General features: G+C 65.0%; 17 protein-coding genes and 1 riboswitch. Of the genes, 11 read left to right on the forward strand and 6 right to left on the reverse strand.

Annotated elements, in window-relative coordinates:
- Positions 1 to 34: 34 nt before the first annotated feature.
- The 3 genes from DX923_RS03185 to DX923_RS03195 all read right to left on the reverse strand — a co-directional run bounded on the left by DX923_RS03185 (position 35) and on the right by DX923_RS03195 (position 2,422).
- Positions 35 to 1,123: a hypothetical protein gene (locus tag DX923_RS03185; RefSeq protein WP_116112641.1), complete on the reverse strand. Its 1,089-nt coding sequence runs from the start codon at positions 1,121 to 1,123 to the stop codon at positions 35 to 37.
- Positions 1,110 to 1,610: a SigE family RNA polymerase sigma factor gene (locus DX923_RS03190; RefSeq protein WP_116112643.1), complete on the reverse strand. Its 501-nt coding sequence runs from the start codon at positions 1,608 to 1,610 to the stop codon at positions 1,110 to 1,112. The genes DX923_RS03185 and DX923_RS03190 overlap by 14 nt, the downstream gene beginning before the upstream one ends.
- Positions 1,611 to 1,753: 143 nt before the next feature.
- Positions 1,754 to 2,422, reverse strand: a complete 669-nt coding sequence (locus DX923_RS03195; RefSeq protein ID WP_162872748.1) for a prepilin peptidase — start codon at positions 2,420 to 2,422, stop codon at positions 1,754 to 1,756.
- 107 nt (positions 2,423 to 2,529) lie between these two features.
- Here DX923_RS03195 and DX923_RS03200 point away from each other — a divergent pair, with 107 nt between their 5' ends.
- The 5 genes from DX923_RS03200 (at position 2,530) to DX923_RS03220 (ending at position 7,410) form a co-directional block, all read left to right on the forward strand.
- A complete protein-coding gene (locus tag DX923_RS03200; protein ID WP_116112646.1) occupies positions 2,530 to 3,783 on the forward strand; it encodes a cell division protein PerM in 1,254 nt (417 codons plus the stop codon).
- Positions 3,780 to 4,406 (forward strand): phosphoribosylglycinamide formyltransferase, encoded by a 627-nt coding sequence (purN, locus tag DX923_RS03205; RefSeq protein WP_205413096.1) that lies wholly within the window; start codon positions 3,780 to 3,782, stop codon positions 4,404 to 4,406. The genes DX923_RS03200 and purN overlap by 4 nt, the downstream gene beginning before the upstream one ends.
- A gap of 2 nt (positions 4,407 to 4,408) precedes the next feature.
- Positions 4,409 to 4,485: riboswitch (ZMP/ZTP riboswitch) on the forward strand.
- 55 nt (positions 4,486 to 4,540) lie between these two features.
- Entirely contained in the window at positions 4,541 to 6,163 is a 1,623-nt protein-coding gene (purH, locus tag DX923_RS03210) for a bifunctional phosphoribosylaminoimidazolecarboxamide formyltransferase/IMP cyclohydrolase (protein ID WP_116112648.1), read from the forward strand.
- Positions 6,164 to 6,274: 111 nt separating this feature from the next.
- Positions 6,275 to 7,126, forward strand: a complete 852-nt coding sequence (locus DX923_RS03215) for a bifunctional methylenetetrahydrofolate dehydrogenase/methenyltetrahydrofolate cyclohydrolase (RefSeq protein ID WP_116112649.1) — start codon at positions 6,275 to 6,277, stop codon at positions 7,124 to 7,126.
- Positions 7,123 to 7,410 carry a DUF3017 domain-containing protein gene (locus tag DX923_RS03220; protein ID WP_205413097.1) on the forward strand — a complete coding sequence of 96 codons (288 nt, stop codon included), beginning with the start codon at positions 7,123 to 7,125 and terminating at the stop codon, positions 7,408 to 7,410. The genes DX923_RS03215 and DX923_RS03220 overlap by 4 nt, the downstream gene beginning before the upstream one ends.
- Before the next feature lie 89 nt (positions 7,411 to 7,499).
- Here DX923_RS03220 and DX923_RS03225 read toward each other — a convergent pair whose 3' ends face one another.
- Complete coding sequence (locus tag DX923_RS03225) at positions 7,500 to 8,345, reverse strand: Rossmann-like domain-containing protein (RefSeq protein ID WP_116112651.1); 846 nt, start codon at positions 8,343 to 8,345, stop codon at positions 7,500 to 7,502.
- Between the two features lie 294 nt (positions 8,346 to 8,639).
- Here DX923_RS03225 and DX923_RS03230 point away from each other — a divergent pair, with 294 nt between their 5' ends.
- Genes DX923_RS03230 through DX923_RS03245 form a run of 4 tightly spaced genes read left to right on the forward strand, consistent with a single transcriptional unit; the run spans position 8,640 to position 12,061 of the window.
- Complete coding sequence (locus tag DX923_RS03230) at positions 8,640 to 9,647, forward strand: ABC transporter substrate-binding protein (RefSeq protein WP_116112652.1); 1,008 nt, start codon at positions 8,640 to 8,642, stop codon at positions 9,645 to 9,647.
- On the forward strand, positions 9,644 to 10,684 hold the full coding sequence (locus DX923_RS03235; RefSeq protein WP_116112654.1) for a FecCD family ABC transporter permease: 1,041 nt from the start codon (positions 9,644 to 9,646) through the stop codon (positions 10,682 to 10,684). The genes DX923_RS03230 and DX923_RS03235 overlap by 4 nt, the downstream gene beginning before the upstream one ends.
- The gene (locus tag DX923_RS03240) at positions 10,681 to 11,478 is read left to right on the forward strand and encodes an ABC transporter ATP-binding protein (protein WP_116112656.1); all 798 of its coding nucleotides are present in this window, start codon (positions 10,681 to 10,683) and stop codon (positions 11,476 to 11,478) included. Before DX923_RS03235 ends, DX923_RS03240 begins: the two co-directional genes overlap by 4 nt.
- Positions 11,479 to 11,515: 37 nt before the next feature.
- Positions 11,516 to 12,061, forward strand: a complete 546-nt coding sequence (locus tag DX923_RS03245; RefSeq protein ID WP_162872749.1) for a GNAT family N-acetyltransferase — start codon at positions 11,516 to 11,518, stop codon at positions 12,059 to 12,061.
- Positions 12,062 to 12,168: 107 nt separating this feature from the next.
- Here the strand turns inward: DX923_RS03245 and DX923_RS03250 are convergent, their stop codons facing one another.
- Positions 12,169 to 13,161, reverse strand: coding sequence for a malate dehydrogenase (locus DX923_RS03250; RefSeq protein WP_116112659.1), 993 nt, complete (start codon positions 13,159 to 13,161; stop codon positions 12,169 to 12,171).
- Between the two features lie 152 nt (positions 13,162 to 13,313).
- On the reverse strand, positions 13,314 to 14,036 hold the full coding sequence (locus DX923_RS03255) for a hypothetical protein (RefSeq protein ID WP_116112661.1): 723 nt from the start codon (positions 14,034 to 14,036) through the stop codon (positions 13,314 to 13,316).
- 182 nt (positions 14,037 to 14,218) lie between these two features.
- Between DX923_RS03255 and DX923_RS03260 the strand changes: the two genes are divergently transcribed.
- Positions 14,219 to 16,438 carry an NADP-dependent isocitrate dehydrogenase gene (locus DX923_RS03260; RefSeq protein WP_116112662.1) on the forward strand — a complete coding sequence of 740 codons (2,220 nt, stop codon included), beginning with the start codon at positions 14,219 to 14,221 and terminating at the stop codon, positions 16,436 to 16,438.
- Positions 16,439 to 16,621: 183 nt separating this feature from the next.
- The gene (locus DX923_RS03265) at positions 16,622 to 17,596 is read left to right on the forward strand and encodes a hypothetical protein (RefSeq protein ID WP_162872750.1); all 975 of its coding nucleotides are present in this window, start codon (positions 16,622 to 16,624) and stop codon (positions 17,594 to 17,596) included.

A 17,596-nucleotide genomic window follows, 5' to 3' on the forward strand; every position in this document is an offset into this window, starting at 1 on the left:
CTCCGCTCAGAATGCGAGACCAGCGGGTGGCTGATCAGTGGTGAAGAGCGCCTGCTTCACCGGTCTCGGTGAAGGGACCCGAGGCCGCCCGGCCCAGGAAGAGCACACCAGGGCCTACTCCCTTCCACGCCACGATGCCGTGAACGGCCTGGCCCCTACCGTCCAACAGGCCCAATGCCGTGGTCCCCTCCAAACCTTTCAGCGCCAACGGGAACGAGGAGACCTTGCCCTCCGGCGGCACCGTGAGCAGGACCAGCCGGTCGCCGCTCACCGCGTACACCGTGAGTGCTTTGCCCCGAGTGCCCCGAACGGCCTGCTCGTCCGCCAGCACCACCGCAGTCACCTCCGGCACGTCGGCAGCGACGATCTCGTCGCTGGACACTCGAGGAGTGGACCCGGGACCCACACCTTCGAGCACGACGCGTCGCACGCCCCCGGAGCGGACGAAGACCAGGACGGAAACCTGCCCTGTGCCACCTTCTGCTGTGGTCAGCAGCGCTGAGACCTCTGCTCCACCGGACAACGGAAGTACCGCGTCTTCCACGGCGCGTCCAGAACGCCTCAACGTCAGATGGAAATGCCCTCCTGAGTCCACCCCGATCGCTGACACGAGGTCGCTTCCGATCTCGGGTGCGCTCCCGGACAGCGTCGTCGTCGCAACACGTGAGGTATATGGAAGCACTCCGGCCCCGTGGTCGAAGCCGCCCGAAACCGTGCCGACCCGATGCCCGAACACCCCGTCGGCGACACCTGCGACCCGCACCCTGGTCACCGGATCCACGGATACAGAAGAAATCCGCCGGGCAGGCTCCTCGGTGGGCATGACACCGCCGACCTCCGGCCGAAGCTTCCCGTACGCCGGCACCGGAGCCGCAGCCGTGGACATCCCGCTCGAGGAGGGCCCGCCACCTTCAGATCTGGCGTCGCCTCGTCCGCCCGGGCCACCGAGCAGGCCGAAGCCACCTGCTGTGACCAGGACGGCAGCCAGGCAGGCCGCCGTCCCACGCGCTGCTCTGCGCCGGTCGCCGCGCCGTCGAACCTGCTCAGCAGTGGGCATCGGGATCAGGGCGCAGCACTCAGCTGACACCGGGGACAACCGATCCTGTAGTTCACGGTGAGGCATGACCGGTCTCCTCGGACTGCTCGTCGAGCACTGTGGCCAAAGCTGTCCTGCCGCGGGAGAGCCGAGCCTTGACCGTACCCACCGGGGCCCCGGTCAACGACGCCACTTCCTCGACCGGGAGATCACACAGATGATGCAGCACGATGGCATGCCGCTGGCTTTCCGGGATCTGGCGCAAGGCCGACACCAGCGCGACATGATCCAGGGACATCCCGGACACCGATTCCTTCTCGGCCCGTCTCATCCACGCCGTCGCCGCATTCTTCGCTTTGCGCCAGCGCGACACCGCCAACCGATAGGCGACAGTTCGCAGCCAGGCTTCAGGGGCGTCCATGACGTCCAACTGCTCACGGCGCTCCCACGCCCGAGTGAAAGTCTCCTGGACGACATCCTGAGCCTCGGCGAGATCGCCACACACCGCGTACATCTGGGCGACGAGCTGACGCGAGCGCGTGTTGTAGAACTCATCGAAGGCCGCTTCGTCCATGCTGCCTCCGGGCCCCTTCTCCTCGACGGTCTCCGTCGTCGAGTCAGCTTATGGGTTCGAGCGCTTCGACGGAGGGCGTATCCCGGTGTCTGTGAAACGTACGTCTTGCCCGCCCCTCCACCGCACCCCGCCGGAACCAATGTTCACCAGGGCGAAGCGACGAGCACCGTACCCCAGGCACCGGCTACCATCGCCGGCCCGAAAGCCAACCTGGTGCTCAGATGCATCCGTCGTCGGACGAGCAACCAGAGTGCCGCAGCTCCTCCGCACAGGAACATCGCATAGACCCCGACGAGCAGATGCCCCCAGGAGAACCACCCCAGGATCGCTCCTAAGCTGCCGGACAGCTTCACATCACCCCATCCGAGCTGCCCGCGGGAAAGCACCGCCAGGACGAGGAAGAAGAGCCACGCGGCACATCCGCACCAGAGCGCTCGCCGGGCATCGGGCCAGCGAGCGCAGAGCGCCGCGACCAGGGCCATCCCTGCCGCGAGAGCCGGATAAGCCGGCAGGGTGAGTACGTCTGGCAACCGGTGTACATCCAGATCGATCGCGCACATCACCACGTACGCCGGGACCGATGCCGCCAGGACAAGAGCGGGGAAGGCCCCGGCGGTGGTGAGTCGCCAGGCCACCGCCGCAGTGAGCACTGCGCATGTCGGTACGACCCATTGGAAAGTGGGCAGTGGGCGCTCCCACTCGTCCTCGTAACGGCGGTGTCTTCCGGTGGAGAGAAACGGTCGGGCAGCTAGCCCGCAGAGCACACCGTACCCGGCGGCGCAGGCACCCAGGGCCACAGCCATGATGTCCATCGGACCATCATGCGCGGCACGAGTACGTCCACAGCGGGGGCGACACGAGCCGGCATGCGGCGTGGGCATTTGGGTCGTGGCAAGGGGCAAGGCACGATAAAGGCCTCATGACCACGCGATCACCCAGACTCACCCACGCCGTCAGCGCGCCGCTGGAAAGTGCTCCTGGCTGGGTCAGAGCAGTCCTTGCCGCTTTGGAGAGCCTTTTCCTCTCGTCGATATCGGTGATCCTTCCGGTCTATCTGGCCTGGCTGGCCAGCCCCAATGCCGCGGTCGACGGTCAGCGGGCCGTCCAGGTCGGGCTGGCCGGGTGGTGTCTTGGCCACGGAGGCGGTTTCTACGCGAAGATCGGTTTTGTCTCGGTCGTTCCGCTGTTCTTCACTGCGGTTGCCGTCGCGATCTGTTTCCGGTCCACGCAGCGGCTGACCGCGAGGATGCTCCGCTCCGAGGTCGTCCGGATCCGTCATCTCGGGGGACTGCGCTGGGATGTCGCCTTCGAGGGCGGGCTCTTCGTGGCCACCTACACGACGGTCGGTATTTTTCTGGCCTCCACGGTGCATGCCCCGGGAATCACCGCTTCGGTTCCGCGCAGTGCCCTGGGATTCCTGATGGTTTCTTCTCTGGCCTATCTGCTGGGGTTGCTCTCGCAGTTCCGTGGGGGATTCCCCGAGATCGCGCCGGGCTGGGATCTGCGTCGGAGGATTCCTCCGGGGCTGCGCATCGGTGCCCTCGCCGGGATCCGGTCCTTCTTCGTGCTCCTGTGCGTCGCCATGGTCGGGGTCGGCTTGTTGGCCTTCATCCGGTTCGACCGGATCGCGGGGTTGTACGACCACCTGGGGCCCGGGCTGATCGGGGGGGCGCTGCTGACCGGTCTGCAGCTGCTCTATCTTCCTAATTTCGGTGTGTGGGCATTGAGTTGGATGGCAGGGCCGGGCTTCGGGATCGGGCTCGAGTCCAGTATCAGCCTGACCCAGTCCTCGCCGGGTCCATTGCCTTTCCTGCCGGCCTTTGCCGCCTTGCCCGAGGCGGGTCCGTTGCCCGGTTACCTTCGCGTGGCGCTGATCGTGCCGGTCGCCGTGGGTTTCCTCCTTGAGCGTCGGACCAGTTCGAGGGTTCCCGACGATCTGGTGGAGCGAGCATTGGTCGCTGGAATCGGGGTGACCACCAGTGCTCTCTGCGCGGGGGTCGCGGCCTTCCTCAGCGGGGGGTCCATGGGGTCGGCTCAGCTGGTTGATGTCGGTGCGCCGCCTTTCCTGCTGGCGGCGATGCTCGGTGGGGAGATGGCTTGCGGTGCGGGGCTCTCCTTGGGGGTGTATCTGCTGCGTAGGGGACGGCGACGTTCTGCTGCTGAGCTAGCGTGACTTCCGTGGGAGCTTCTAGAACTACCGTTGTCGTGCTCGTCTCCGGCTCGGGGACCAACCTGCAAGCAGTCATGGATGCTTGCGCAGATCCGGGCTACGGGGTCGAGATCGTCGCAGTCGGCTCCGACCGTGATGGCATCGCCGGTCTGAGTCGTGCCCATGAGGCGGGCATCCCGACCTTCGTCTGCCGGGTGTCGGACTACGAGAACCGGGCCAGCTGGGATGAAGCGTTGACATCGGAGACCCTGAGCTATGCCCCTGATCTGGTGGTCGGGGCAGGTTTCATGAAGATTCTGGGGGGAACCTTCTTGGCGAGCTTCGGTGGACGGACGGTGAACACGCACCCGGCGATCTTGCCGAGTTTCCCTGGGGCACATGGGGTTCGGGATGCGCTGGCCTATGGTGTGGCCGTCACTGGATGTACCTGTCATCTGGTCGACGCCGGGGTCGACACCGGCCCGATCATCGCCCAACGCGCGGTCGAGATCCTGCACTCGGACGACGAGGAGTCCTTGCACGAACGCATCAAGGTGGTCGAGCGAGAGATGCTGGTCGACTGCCTGGGCCGGATGGCACGCGAGGGCTACCGCGTGGACGGACACCGGGTGCATATCGGCCGTTAAAATGGCATGGACACGACTGGCGCAGGTGGGTCACCACCGGGGAGTGACGTCGTGGGCATCGCCCGCCTGGGTGCCCACACCCGTACGCGGGTGACCGACCGATGTCCCCCGCAGCCGACCTCCAGGAGTGAACGATGACTTCCGTCGACAACGAACGGCGCCCTCTACGGCGGGCCTTGGTGAGCGTGTACGACAAAACCGGTCTCGACGAACTGGCTCGGGCGCTGCACGCCTCCCAGGTCGAGATCGTCTCGACCGGTGGGTCTGCCCGGGCGATCAAGGCACTTGGCATCCCGGTGATTCAGGTGGAGGAGCTGACCGGGTTTCCCGAATGCCTCGAGGGGCGGGTCAAGACCCTGCACCCCCGGGTGCACGCCGGGATCCTCGCCGACACCCGTAAGAGCGCGCACCTTGATCAGCTGGGCGAATTGGGAATATCAGCCTTTGAGCTGGTCGTCTGTAATCTCTATCCTTTCCGGGAGACCGTTGCCTCGGGTGCGCGCCCGGACGAATGCGTCGAGCAGATCGACATCGGGGGACCGTCGATGGTCCGAGCTGCAGCGAAGAACCACCCCTCCGTGGCCGTGCTCACCTCGCCGACCCAGTATCCAGAAGCTCTGGCTGCGCTCAACGCAGGTGGTTTCACCTTGGAGTGCCGCCGCCGGCTTGCCGCCCAGGCCTTCGCGCACACCGCCGCCTATGACGTGGCCGTCGCAATGTGGATGAGTGACGGTTACGCGGACACCACGGAAGGCACCGGATTCCCGGAGTTCGTCGGAACGACCTGGACCCGTTCCGCAGGGTTGCGCTACGGCGAGAACCCGCACCAGCAGGCTGCGCTCTACCTCGGAGCGGGCAGCGGGGTCGCTACGGCTGAACTCCTGCACGGCAAAGCGATGAGTTACAACAACTATGTCGACGCCGATGCAGCGCTGCGTGCAGCCTACGACCACGGCGACCAGCCGACCTGCGCAGTGGTCAAGCACAACAACCCCTGTGGCATCGCCGTGGCGCATGACATCGCAGAGGCGCATCGCAAGGCTCACGAATGTGACCCGGTGAGTGCTTTCGGCGGAGTCATCGCGACCAACCGCCCGGTGACCGAGGCGATGGCTCGTCGGGTACAGGACATCTTCACCGAGGTCGTCGTGGCCCCTGGGTTCGACGAGGAAGCCCTGACGCTGTTGACCGGTAAGAAGAACATCCGTCTGCTGCGGGTCGACGGGACGAGCGCATGCTCGGACGTGGCGATGTGGGAGATGAGGACGATCGGCGGCGGACTGCTCGTGCAGACGATGGACCGTTTGGACGCCGTTGTCGAACCAGTAGCTGGCGAAGCGTCGACCGCCGGGCACGGGGACGACCCCCTCAGATGGACCTTGGTCGCCGGCGACGCTGCCGACGACAAGACTTTGCGCGACCTTGAGTTCGCTTGGCGAGCAGTCCGCGCCACGAAGTCCAATGCCATTCTGCTTGCGCGGGACGGAGCCTCCGTCGGCGTGGGCATGGGCCAGGTCAACCGGGTCGATTCATGCCGGCTCGCGGTGGAGCGCGCAGGGGCGGAACGGGCCAGTGGTTCGGTCGCAGCCTCCGATGCCTTCTTCCCCTTTGCCGACGGGCCGCGGATCCTCGCGGAGGCAGGGGTGCGGGCGATCGTCTCGCCAGGAGGGTCCATCCGGGACGAGGAGACCGTCGCGCTCTGCCATGAACGAGGGATTACCTTGTACTTCACCGGAGCTCGTCATTTTGCCCACTGATCTTCGTGGCAGGGGCAGGGGCATCGTCCGGACGGATCCGGGTCGATCGGTGCACAACGGAGTGTCGAGGACCGATCACCTGCCCGAGGAAACGATGGCAGGATCGGACCTATGAGCTCGCAGATCCTCGACGGCAAAGCCACCTTGGCCGCTATCAAGTCCGAATTGAGCGCCCGCGTCGCCGTACTCGCCGAACGGGGGATCACCCCGGGTCTGGGTACCGTCCTGGTGGGTGACGATCCGGGCAGCCATTGGTATGTGGGTGCTAAACACAAGGACTGCGCTGAGATCGGTGTCACCAGTATTCGGCGTGATCTGCCGGCCGGTTCCACCCAGGCAGAGGTCGAGGCAGTCGTCGACGAGTTGAACGAAGACCCTTCATGCACTGGCTTCATCGTTCAACAGCCGACCGGGCTCGATGAATTCGCGATCCTGTCCCGGGTGCGCCCGGACAAGGACGTCGACGGGTTGCATCCTTACAACCTCGGTTGTCTGGTGATGAACCGCCCGGCGCCGCTGCCGTGCACGCCGGTGGGCGTGGTGGAGTTGTTGCGTCGTTTCGAGGTACCGGTCGCCGGTGCTCATGTGGTGGTGGTCGGACGGGGTCTGACCGTCGGTCGTCCTTTGGGGCTCATCCTCACCCGCAAGTCGGAGAATGCCACGGTCACTCTCTGCCACACCGGTACCCGCGATCTGGCATCGCAGGTCAGGAAAGCAGACATCGTCGTTGCGGCGGCAGGCGTTCCCGGCATCGTGACTCCGGACATGGTGAAGCCGGGAGCCGCGCTGCTCGACGTCGGGGTTTCTCGTGTGGATGGCAAGGTGGCCGGTGATCTTGCGCCTGGATGCGCCGAGGTGGCCGGGTGGATCGCTCCGAACCCTGGTGGTGTGGGGCCGATGACCCGAGCGATGTTGTTGACCAATGTCGTGGAGGCTGCGGAAAAGCAAGTTGGTCTGCGGTGATTTTTCCACGTCGAGGCCGGCCCGGTCTCGGTGCCTGGTGGGTCCTTTCGCTGGGTTTGCTGGCCGGAGGCATCACTGTGCTCTTCGTCGGCCGGGCTCTGGTCGGTGGGGTGATCATGGGGCTGGCTTTCGTGGCGGCTGCCGTCTTGCGTCTGTTGTTGCCCGATGAGCGGGCAGGCGGGCTGGCGGTGCGTTCCCGTACATGGGACGTGTTGATGCTCTTGACCTTCGCCGTGGTGGTCTTCGGTGCTTTCCTGGCGGTGGATCTACGTCCGCGTCGATGAGGTGTTCGACCGTGGAGACGGGCGGCGTGTGGAGTTCTTCGACTCCGGCGCCGCCCGTCGTGGTCGGGTGCTGCGGGTCGGGACGTCCGTCAGGACCTGACCGGTGCCCGGTAGAGGTAGAGCGGGCTGGCGTCGGCACTGAATTGGGAGAAGGGGAAATGTTCGGCGGAGAGGTTGGTCACACCTGAGCCGAGGAACTCGCGGGCGACGGCCGACCCGGACTGGGCATAGACCGTCAGCCCGATCCGGCGTTCCACGCAGACCTTCCGAATGATGTCGAAGGATCCGTTGCCCATGGTCATGCCCGTGGCGATGACATGGTCAGCTTGACCGAGGACATCCTCCATGCTGCTGGTGATCGGGTCACCCCAGTGGGTCTGGGTGAGGTTGTAGTCGCAGGGGAGAGGCTCGCAGCCATGTTCTCGGATGGCCTGGACGAGCGGGTTGACCACGCCGATCAGTGCAACTTTCGATCCGGCGGGGACGGGGGCATTCGGGTCGTCCAGCAGGGAGGAGATGGCGGCGTCCCGGGCGATGGCCCGCTGGTCGGGGGTCCCGGTCGGTAGCTCCACGACGGTGGCGCGGGGGTCTTCTCGGTGGGGTCGGACGCAAGCGAGGTAGGCATCGAGCGCGGCGAGGCGGAGTACCGGTTCGGGGTGACTCAGGAGATCCTCGACGGTGCTTCCGGACAGGTCGCAGATGTCGGGGGTGAATTGGCCTGCTTCGAAGGCGCAGGCACCGAAAGCGTGTTCGACGCGGACCAGTAGGTATTGGTTCCGATAGGTGACCGGGCTGCCGGCGAGGCGGGTGCCGTGTTGCACGTAGAAGACGCTGCGGGCTGTCAGGTCGCGGGGATGAGGGCGGCTGCCTGTGCATAAGGCGTGGGTGACGAGGTCGTCGATGCCGGTGACGGTGTGTGCGTGAAGGTCGGTCATCGTTCGCTTTCCCTGTGGGTGGAGTCGCCAGTGAACAGGGGTGACGCACGGGGGTGGTGCTGGACGAGGGGCACTCGGCTGAGGGATTCCCCGAGGATGTCGTGGGGGAGCCCTCGGATGGGGCGCCCCGTGGAGCGGTGACTGGACGATCGTTCCTATCATGTCCTTACACAACATGATTCAACTGCTCAGTGTGAACATCGCCACGCTGTGAACAGGTGAAATCTTCTAGGGTTAGGATGGCCTAAGTATCCTAATTCCGCTCAGTACGTGACATAAGGAGCGCTGCGCTTCATGAAGCAGGCCGTTCGCACCACACTGATTGCCGCAAGCACGACCCTGGCACTGACGACTCTCGCCGGTTGCGGATCTGCGAACACCACGGCTTCAGACACCGGCAACACCGCACGCGTCGAGATCACCAACTGTGGCTACACGGTGAGCGTCGACGGCCCACGTAAGAAAGCAGTGACCGCTGAGCAGGGCTCCACGGAACTGCTGCTGGCGCTCGGGCTGGAGAACCAGATGGCCGGGACCTCCAACATCAAGACCGAGGTCGCCCCACAATGGAAAGAGGCCTATCAGAAGGTCAAGGTCGTCACTCCACAGATACTCACCCCAGAGCTGACCCTGTCGGTGAGCCCGGACATCGTCGTCTCGCCGCTGCGCAGCCAGTTCTCCAAGGACCGGGTCGGCACCCGCGACGAACTGAAGACCAAAGGCATCGCCAGCTACATCAGCGAGGCCGACTGCGCCCCTGACAAGCGCACCATCAAGGACCCGATCGAGGCGATCTTCACCGATTACCGGAACATCGGGAAGCTCTTCGGCGTCAGTGGGAAGGCCGACGAGCTGGTCGCCGAACAGACCAAGCAGATCGAAGAGATCGAGAAGAACAGAGCTGGGGGGAACCCGCAGAAACTGGTCTGGATCTACTCGACCTTCAAGGGACAGCCCTATGTCGCCGGTGGCGGAGGATTCCCCGAGGCCATGAGTCGCCGGGTCGGTGCCACCAATGTCTTCTCCGACATCAAGGACAGCTGGCCAGAGGTCTCCTGGGAGAAGGTCGCCGAGAGCGACCCGGACATCATCGTCGTCGCCGACCTGAAAGAGCGGGGCAAGCCCGGAGACACCGCCGAGGAGAAGATCAAGGAGATCAAGGAGAACCCGGCGATGGCCAAGACCCGGGCCGTCCAGGCGAACAGCTTCCTGGTGGTGCCCGGTGTCGAACTCGACGCCTCCCCACGCTTCGTGAATGCTCTCAAGATCGTCGCTGCCGAAGTGAACAAAAAAGCATCGTGAGCGCACTTGACAAGGCCATCGCCGTTCGATGGCAACGGGTCCTGCTCTTCCTCAGCGTAGGCACGATCACTCTTCTCGTCTCCGTGGTCGTCTCCTTGCAGCTCGGAGCGGCACAGATCGCCTTCTCGGATGTCGTCAACGTCTTCAGCGCCCATGTCGGGCTGCCCAGTGAGCCGGTGTCACCCATGGTCGATTCGATCCTGTGGGACCTGCGTTTCCCCCGGGTGATCACTGCGATCCTCGTCGGTGCAGGGCTGGCCGTCTGTGGATGTGCGCTCCAGGCGCTCACCCGTAACCCGCTGGCCGAGCCTTATCTGCTGGGCATCTCCTCGGGATCCTCCGCCGGCGCTGTTGCCGCATTGGTGCTCGGATTCGGAGGCGGCGCAGTCGGTCTTACCGGTGGGGCAGCTATCGGGTCACTCTGCAGCATCACCTTGCTTCTTCTGCTGCTACGTAAGAGCGGGCTCGACTCGGTACGCATCGTGCTCACCGGAGTCGTCGTGGGTCAGCTCTTCTCCGCGATCAGCTCCTTGATCCTCATGGCGGCCGGAGACGCCGAAGCCACCCGCGCGGTGACCTTCTGGCTCCTGGGGTCCATGGGAGCAGCCAGGTGGGGAACCGTGGGTGTCATCGCGGTGGCCCTGGCCGCGGGTCTCGCCGTGATCATGTGGCACGCCAGAGCTCTCGATGCTCTTGGGCTGGGCACGGACACCGCTGAATCCATCGGCGTCCAGGTGGAACGGACCAGGCTTGTCCTGCTGGTGACCACATCGGTGGTCACTGCGGCCGCGGTCGCCGGGGTCGGCGCCATCGGCTTCATCGGCCTGATCGTGCCCCACGCCATCCGCTTCCTGATCGGGCCCAACCACCGTTTCCTCGTACCCTGTTCAGCCTTGGGCGGGGCCGTCCTGCTCGTCATCACCGACGCGATCTGCCGGGTTGCCTTCGCGCCCCGCGAGGTGCCCGTCGGGGTCGCCACCGCACTCATCGGCGTCCCCATCTTCCTCGTCATCATGAAGAAACGAGGTGACCTGTGAAACTCACAGCTCAGCAAGTGACCTGGGGAGTGCCCGGGAAGGTGATCGTCCGCGGCGTCAGCCTCGAAGCAGCCTCCGGCAGCGTGCTCGGCCTCGTCGGGCCGAACGGTTCGGGCAAGTCCTCGCTGCTGCGATGTCTGGCCGGGCTGCGTCGCCCGACCTCGGGCAGCATCCTCTACGACGGCCAGGACTGTTTCGGGTGGACGCCTCGGCAGCGTGCCCGCCAGGTTTCCTTCGTCGAACAGAGTGGCACCGCTCCGGACGACATCACCGTCGTCGACCTGGTCAACCTGGGGAGGGCGCCGCACCAGGAACGGTGGAAGTCGGCCAATGCTCAGGACCGCTCCCTCGTCGACGAGGCGATGCGCGATCTGGGGATCACTCACCTGGCAGCTCGACGGTGGCGGGATCTCTCCGGTGGAGAACGTCAACGGGCCAATATCGCTCGTGCGATCGCCCAGGACGCCCGCTGCATCATCCTGGACGAGCCCACGAACCATCTGGACATCAGACACCAGCTGGATCTGTTGCTCCAGCTGAAGAACTGTGGGAAGACCGTCATCACCTGTTTGCACGATCTGGGCCTGGCCGCCCGTTACTGCGACGACATCGCCGTGCTGACCGACGGCGAACTCCTTGCGCACGGTACCCCGGAAGAGGTGCTGAACGGTGAGGTGATCGAGGCATCCTTCGCCGTCCGGGCGGATGTCGGGCGTGGCCCTGGGGGAGAATGGGCAGCGAGCTATTCCCCGCTGCCCCTCGACGAGGAGCTCATCGTCTCCACCACGAGTTGAGAGACCACATCTGTTCATCGAGAAAGGAACTGCCTGCGTGCAGGACTTCCAGATCTATCGTGCCGTCACGCCGAACGATCTCGCACAGGCCCGCGACGTCATCCTGTCCAGCATGGAGACCGACCAAGGTTACGGATATCAACCCGAGTGGCACTGGGACATCGTCAATGCCCAGGAGGTCTACACCGACAACGAGCGGCACGCCATGATGGTCGCTGTCTCGGATGGCCAGGTCGTCGGCACCTGCGCGCTGCGCACCGGCGGTCCGAAGTGTCCCCCGCACCATCCTGAATTGGCCGACCGCTACCGTGACCGGCCTGCGGTCGGCCATATCTCCCGCTTGGTCACCGTGCCGGAGGCCCGGCGGCGAGGTGTCGCGGGAAGCCTCGTTCGGAGCTGTTTGGATCATGCTCGGACGATCAGTCGATATCGGGTCGTCTACCTACACACGAATGCAAAATCTCCCGGAGCCCTTGAGTTCTGGACAAAGAGTGGCGCCGCGGTCGTCCGGGACGACCGGGACGGATGGGATCAGGATTCCCGCTTCGAGACCGTGCACTTCGAGTTCGATCTGAGCGCCTAGGAAGATCTCGGCACGCCCTGGACCGACGGCTGTGGGGCCGCCGACCTTTCCGGTCGGCGGCCCCACAGTTTCGCCTGCCCCGGCTCAGGAAAGGGGCAGTATCAGGGTCACTTGATGAGACCCAGCTCACGTACGGCATCGCGCTCTTCCACGAGCTCGGCCACCGAAGCATCGATCTTGCCGCGGCTGAAGTCGTCGATCTCCAGGCCTTGGACGATCTCCCAGTCGCCGTTCTTCGTGATCACGGGGAAGGAGGAGATGATGCCCTCAGGCACACCGTACGACCCGTCGGAGACCACGGCCATCGACACCCAGTCGCCTTCGGCGGAACCGGTCAGCCAGTCACGAGCCGCGTCGATCGTCGCCGATGCCGCCGAAGCGGCCGAGGACGCACCACGCGCTTCGATGATCGCCGCGCCACGTTTGGCGACTGTGGGAATGAAGTCGTTCTCGTACCAGGCCTGGTCGCCCACGGCCTCGTAGGCGTTCTTGCCGCCGACCTCGGCGTGGAAGAGGTCCGGGTACTGGGTTGCGGAGTGGTTTCCCCAGATCGTCATCTTGGCGATCTCGGTGACCGGCACACCCAACTTCGCGGAGAGCTGGCTGATGGCCCGGTTGTGGTCCAGGCGGGTCAGCGCGGAGAAACGCTCCTTGGGGATGTCAGGGGCATTGCTCATGGCGATGAGGGCATTGGTGTTGGCCGGGTTGCCGGTGACACCGATCCGGATGTCGTCAGCGGCGTGGTCGTTCAGGGCTTTGCCCTGGCCGGTGAAGATGGCGCCATTGGCTTCGAGCAGATCGCCGCGCTCCATGCCCTTCGTACGGGGGCGTGCGCCGACAAGCAATGCCAGGTTGGCGCCGTCGAAGATCTTGTTGGGGTCGTCGCCGATCTCGACACCGGCGAGGGTCGGGAAGGCGCAGTCGTTGAGCTCCATGACCGTGCCCTCCAGCGCTTTCAGCGCCGGCGTGATCTCCAGGAGCTGCAGTTGGACCGGAGTGTCTGGGCCGAGCAGCGCGCCACTGGCGATACGGAAGAGGAGGCTGTAGCCGATCTGGCCGGCGGCACCGGTGACGGCAACCTTCACGGGCGTTGTGCTCACGGTTCTCCACCCTTTGCGATGAGGGAAACACTGAATACGTCGAACCTATCAGCGACCACTCGGGTGAAGACGTGGACCAAAGGCCCGGGATCCGTTGTGGGATGGGGGCGATGGCCGGAGAGCAGTCGCCCCCATCCGTGGTCGGTGCGCGCTCAGCGGCGGCCGAACAAGCGGCGTAGGAGACCGGGTTTCCCGCTGGACTCGGCACCGTGCTCGCTGTGCTCCGGCTCCGGGGTGGGCATGGCAGGGGCCTCTGCAGGAGCCGGAGGAGTGGTCTCGGGTGCTGTCACGGGGACGGTGGGTTCGGGCGTGACCATCGCCGGTTCGGGCAGCGGCTCGGGCGCCGGAGCGAGGTCTTCTTCGGGGCAGGAGGATTCCAAGGACGGGGTGGCTTCCATCCAGACGGTGGTGGGGTCTTCCTTCGCCGGAACGGTCACCGCGGGGACGGGGGTCTCAGCGGCAGGAGCGGTGGTCTCCGCATCGCCGTAGTCCATGCCCAGGAAGCGTCGTGACTTCTCCGAGAAGACTTCCACGCCGTCGTGCGCCTGTAGCGCGGCCACGAGACGCTCAGCGGTCGCTGCATGTGCTTCTTCGGGGTCGATGACGCCGTGCAGGTCGATCAACGCGGTGCACTTGGTGAGCCAACGGCGGCTGCTGTGCTCCGGCAAGTAGGTCGCATAGTGTTCGGCGACGCCCTCGGCCTCCTCGAACCAGAAGCTGAAGGTGTAATCGTCCACCTGGAGGTCTAGCCTGAGTGGCTTGTCGGTGACCTCGGCAGCGGGGAAGACCTCGCGCAGCCATGCCGCAAGAGCGTCCTTGTCGAGACCGGATTCAGGCAGGACGAAGACCATGTGCGGATAGCTGTGTGACGACATGCTCTCATCCTCCCGCATCGGCCCTCCGGATGCGAAAAGTGCGCCTTGTCCCGCTCTCCGTGCCGATCCACGGCAGGTCGCCCAGGTCCGCTCCTCACTCCGGCGTGTCGACTGCATGTCCGGCGGTAGGTTGGCGGTGAGCGTGCTGTTCGCCTGAACAAGCAGAGAACTGGAGAGACAGAATGACAGCGTCAAAAATCGTCTGGACCAAGATCGATGAGGCGCCGGCTTTGGCGACCTATTCGTTCTTGCCCATCGTGCGGGGATTCACGAAAGCCGCGGGCGTCGATGTCGAGACCTCCGATATCTCCCTGGCCGGTCGGATCCTGGCCCAGTTCCCGGAGAAGCTGACCGAGGAGCAGAAGGTCGCCGACCATCTCGGTGAACTGGGCCAGCTCACTCAGGACCCGACGGCGAACATCATCAAGCTGCCGAATATCTCGGCCTCCGTCCCACAGCTCAAAGCGGCGATCATCGAGCTGCGGACCAAGGGGTACGACATTCCGGAGTTCCCGGAATCGCCTTCCGGCGACCTTGAGCGCGAAATCGCCGCCCGTTACGCGCGAGTTCTGGGATCAGCCGTGAACCCGATTCTGCGTGAAGGTAACTCGGATAGGCGTGCACCTTTGTCCGTCAAGCGTTTCGCGCAGAGGAATCCGCACCGGCTCGGTGCCTGGACAGCGGACAACAAAGCCCGAGTAGCGTCCATGCACGAGGGCGACTTCTACGGCAACGAGAAGTCCACCGTCATGGAATCGGACGAGACCCTCACCATCGAGCTGGTCACCTCCGAGGGAGCGACCGTCCTCAAGAGCGACCTCGCGGTGATGAACGGTGAGATCGTCAGCACCACCTTCATGAGCGCGAAAGCACTCACCGCCTTCTACACCGAACAGTTCGCTGCAGCCGCTGACGAGGGTCTACTGCTCTCCGTCCACCTCAAGGCGACCATGATGAAGGTCTCCGACCCGGTGATGTTCGGATACGCCGTGCGGGCCTTCTACTCCGACGTCTTCGAGGGCCACGCCGATCTGTTGAGCGAGTTGGGAGTGAACCCCAACCTGGGCCTGGGCGATCTGCTGAATCGTCTGGCCGATCTCGACCCGTCGGTCCGGACCACCGTCGAGGACGCGATCGCGGGCCAGTACGACACCCGCCCTGCACTGGCCATGGTCGATTCCGACCGCGGCATCACCAATCTGCACGTCCCCAGCGACATCATCATCGACGCCTCCATGCCGGTGGTCGTCCGCGACTCCGGACAGATGTGGAATGCCAAGGGCGAGCAGCAGCAGACCCTGGCCCTGGTCCCCGACCGGTGCTATGGGCCGATGTACGCCGCCGTGATGGACGACTGCCGGGAAAACGGGGCTCTCGACCCGTCCACCATGGGCGACGTCCCCAACGTCGGCCTGATGGCCCAGAAGGCTGAGGAATACGGCTCCCACCCGACGACCTTCATCATTCCCGAGGACGGCACCGTGCGGGTCACCGCCAGCGGAGGCGAGGTCCTGTCCGAGCATGCGGTCGAGACCGGGGACATCTGGCGGATGAGTCGGGTCCGGGACATCCCGATCCAGGACTGGGTCAAACTGGCGGTGACTCGAGCCCGGGCCACCGGGGCTCCGGCCTGCTTCTTCCTGGACGATCGACGGGCTCATGACCGTCAGGTGATCGCCAAGGTGCAGGAATACCTGCCCCGCCATGACACCGATGGTCTTCAGATCGTGGTCAAAGAGCCGGTCGAAGCTATCCGGTTCTGTCTGGAACGGATCCGCCGGGGCGAGGACACCATCTCGGTGACCGGTAACGTACTGCGTGACTATCTCACCGATCTCTTCCCCATCCTCGAACTGGGTACGAGCGCCAAGATGCTCTCTGTCGTGCCTCTACTGGCCGGCGGTGGGCTCTTCGAGACCGGCGCGGGTGGCTCGGCGCCGAAGCACGTCCAGCAGTTCGTCAAGGAGAACTACCTGCGCTGGGACAGCCTCGGTGAGTTCTCTGCGTTGGGTGCTTCATTGGAACATCTGGCTGCTGCCCAGGACAATGCGTCGGCGAAGGTGTTGGCCGACGCCCTCGACGTGGCCATCGGCCGTTTCCTCGATGAGAACAAGTCCCCGGCCCGCAAAGTCGGCCAGATCGACAACCGCGGTAGCCACTTCTACTTGGCGCAGTACTGGGCGCGGGCTCTCGCCGACCAGGACACCGATGCCGACCTGAAGGAGCGTTTCATGCCGGTCGCCGACCGCCTGGAGTCCGCCGAGGCGCAGATCAACGAGGAACTCCTCGCGGTGCAGGGAAGCCCGGTCGACATGGGCGGCTACTACCTGCCCGATGCGGAGAAGACGGCGCAGGCGATGCGTCCCAGCGCGACCTTCAACGAGGTCATCGACGCTCTCTGAGCCGACGACGGTGTCGGCCGTGACCCAGCGGGAGCGGCCGACATCAGCGGCAGGCGTAGGAGACTCCACCCAAGGAAGAGTGGACATCGTCGATCCATTGACAGGATCGGCAGACCCCGCGGACCGGGCCCTAGTCCCGTCCGCATTCTCGGGCACACCTCGGGCGTGGATACGATTCACATGATGAGCCAACAGTCTTCGATCACGACCCGGAGCCCGGGGGAAGACTCCGGTGCCTTCCCTCGGGTGAGTTCGAACGAGGCAGAGTTCACCCAGGCGCTGCGTGCAGCCATCGTCTCCCGGGGGGTCAGCCTCGAATCGCTGCGTCAGTCGCTCGCCGAGCGAGGCTCCCGGGTCAGCGTGGCCACCCTCAGCTACTGGCGGTCGGGGCGCAGCATGCCCGACCGTGGAGGGTCCATGATCGCGCTGGCGCAGCTGGAGGAGGTGCTGTCTCTACCTGCAGGTTTCCTGACCAGTAAGGTCAAACCACGGAAGCCGGGGAGCGTGGTCGCCAGCGCGCTGCCCACTCACTATCGCACTGCGCAGTCGCCTCCCGTAGCTATCAGGCACTGCGAATCTTTCGACGATGCCGTCGTTCGAGCAGGCCTGGCCGAGTTGGGGATGGACTGGGACGACGGACTGGACCGCGTCAGCTACCACGACCGTCTGCAGGTCCGCCCGGATCGGACCGACGGCAGCCATGACGTCCGTACCGTCTTCGTGGCGACACGCCCGGGCGCGCACCGTTTCCCGATCTGGTCCACCCACGACGACCGCAAAGCGTTCCCCTTCGTGATGGGGCTGTCGAACTGCCGACTCGGCAGAGTCGTGGAATTTCGGGAGCATGTGGCCGTGGCCGCCGAGATGTTCCTCGACCACACGCTCGACAAGGGGGAGTCGACGATCGTCGAACATCGGCTCGAGTCCATCGGACAGGACCTCCCGGTGACTCAACTTCTGCGTCGGGTGTCGACTCCGATCCGGGAGCTCGTCATGGAGGTCCGTTTCTCCGGTGAACAGCTCCCCCGTGCGGCGAAGACCCGTCGCATCGTCGAGGACACGGACGTGCAGGAAGCCACGACACTCGTCGGTTCTTCTGTCTACCTTCTGGTCATCGATCCTGATCCGGGTATCTACGGTCTTGAATGGACGTGGTGA

Origin of the sequence: Austwickia chelonae (assembly GCF_003391095.1) — a bacterium.
GTDB lineage: Bacteria > Actinomycetota > Actinomycetes > Actinomycetales > Dermatophilaceae > Austwickia > Austwickia chelonae_A.

Excerpts from the sequence above, each read along its gene's own strand:
- DX923_RS03185 (WP_116112641.1), bottom strand. The coding sequence starts at position 1,123 with ATGCCTCACCGTGAACTACAGGATCGGTTGTCCCCGGTGTCAGCTGAG.
- DX923_RS03190 (WP_116112643.1), bottom strand. The coding sequence starts at position 1,610 with ATGGACGAAGCGGCCTTCGATGAGTTCTACAACACGCGCTCGCGTCAG.
- DX923_RS03195 (WP_162872748.1), bottom strand. The coding sequence starts at position 2,422 with ATGGACATCATGGCTGTGGCCCTGGGTGCCTGCGCCGCCGGGTACGGT.
- DX923_RS03200 (WP_116112646.1), top strand. The coding sequence starts at position 2,530 with ATGACCACGCGATCACCCAGACTCACCCACGCCGTCAGCGCGCCGCTG.
- purH (WP_116112648.1), top strand. The coding sequence starts at position 4,541 with ATGACTTCCGTCGACAACGAACGGCGCCCTCTACGGCGGGCCTTGGTG.
- DX923_RS03215 (WP_116112649.1), top strand. The coding sequence starts at position 6,275 with ATGAGCTCGCAGATCCTCGACGGCAAAGCCACCTTGGCCGCTATCAAG.
- DX923_RS03225 (WP_116112651.1), bottom strand. The coding sequence starts at position 8,345 with ATGACCGACCTTCACGCACACACCGTCACCGGCATCGACGACCTCGTC.
- DX923_RS03230 (WP_116112652.1), top strand. The coding sequence starts at position 8,640 with ATGAAGCAGGCCGTTCGCACCACACTGATTGCCGCAAGCACGACCCTG.
- DX923_RS03255 (WP_116112661.1), bottom strand. The coding sequence starts at position 14,036 with ATGTCGTCACACAGCTATCCGCACATGGTCTTCGTCCTGCCTGAATCC.
- DX923_RS03260 (WP_116112662.1), top strand. The coding sequence starts at position 14,219 with ATGACAGCGTCAAAAATCGTCTGGACCAAGATCGATGAGGCGCCGGCT.
- DX923_RS03265 (WP_162872750.1), top strand. The coding sequence starts at position 16,622 with ATGAGCCAACAGTCTTCGATCACGACCCGGAGCCCGGGGGAAGACTCC.